A 1276-nucleotide genomic window follows, 5' to 3' on the forward strand; every position below is an offset into this window, starting at 1 on the left:
TGAGCTACTCCCCGATCGTTGGACAGGATCTGGCGTAGTTTAAGCTACTCTCTGCCGCTGCTGACCAGGTTGGGTTTCGTCTTTTCTCAGCCAATAGACCATGGCAGGAGGCTTGCCGCCAAGGGCGGAATGTGGGCGTTTTCGATTATAGAACTCGATCCATCTGCCGACGCCTGCCTTCGCCTCTGATCCAGTCTCCCAAGCGTGCAGGTAGACGCACTCGTATTTCAGACTCCGCCAGAGCCGCTCGACGAAGATGTTATCGAGGAACCGGCCTTTGCCATCCATCGAGATGCGCACATCGGATCGCCGCAGCCTGTCCGTCCAGGCGAAAGACGTGAACTGGCTGCCCTGATCTGTATTCATGATCTCGGGCGGGCCGAACTTGTGGATGGCCTCGTTCAGCGCCTCGACACAGAAGTCCGCTTCCAGCGTGTTCGAGATGCGCCAGGCCAGCACCTTGCGGGTGTGCCAGTCAATGATCGCCACCAGATACAGGAACCCCTTGCGCATTGGCAGATAGGTGATGTCTGCCGCCCAGACCTGGTTCGGGCGCCCCACCCGCAGACCACGCAGCAGATAGGGGTAGGTCTTGTGTCCCTTCGCTGCCTTGCTGGTGTTGGGCTTCTGGTAGATCGGCATGAGCCCCATCACCCTCATCAGCCGCCTGATCCGCTTTTCGTTCACCAAATGACCCTCATTGCGCAGATGCCAAGTCATCTGCCGCACACCGAAGAACGGCGTTTCCAGGAACTGTTCGTCGATCCGACGCATCAGCATCAGGTTCAGAGCCGTCTCGCCTTTGGGTTGATAATAGAACGACGACCGCGAGATCGACAGCAGCTTGCACTGCTTGCCAATGGGCAGATTGGCATTGGCAGGCTCGATCATTTTCCGCCTCACTTGCCGATCCACGGTTTGAGCTTTCGTGACAAAAAATCGTTGGCAACGGCCAGCTCCCCAATCTTAGCGTGCAGCTCTTTGACCTGTTCTTCGTCAATCTCCGGGGTTTTCTTGCCGCCACGCTCGAACACGCCGGACGCGCCCTCCAGGAGCGCCCGCTTCCAGCTGTGGATCATCGTCGGATGAACGCCAAATTGGCTTGCCAGCTCTGCAACAGTCCGCTCGCCCTTCAAAGCCTCAAGCGCGACCTTGGCCTTGAACTCAGGCGAATGGTTCTTCCGTTTCGACATCTCTGATCTCCTCTGCGTCGAAGATCAACAGACAGCAATTCGTAGCTTACGTCAGTGTCCGAAATTCAGGGGGTAGCTCAAAC

At 57.3% G+C, this 1276-nt stretch carries 1 protein-coding gene; it reads right to left on the minus strand.

The genetic code is table 11. The annotated features are described in order from the left end of the window. Window positions 1-39 precede the first annotated feature (39 nt). Window positions 40-1193 (minus strand): IS3 family transposase gene (locus tag SM765_RS22975; RefSeq protein ID WP_490363107.1). Its coding sequence is split into 2 segments (ribosomal slippage): window positions 40-932 and window positions 932-1193, totalling 1155 coding nucleotides; the frame shifts between segments, so codons are not numbered across the junction. Window positions 1194-1276: the final 83 nt, after the last annotated feature.

It is taken from the genome of Pseudophaeobacter sp. 1A09344 (genome assembly GCF_041008745.1).
In the GTDB taxonomy this organism is placed as follows: domain Bacteria; phylum Pseudomonadota; class Alphaproteobacteria; order Rhodobacterales; family Rhodobacteraceae; genus Phycobacter; species Phycobacter gallaeciensis_A.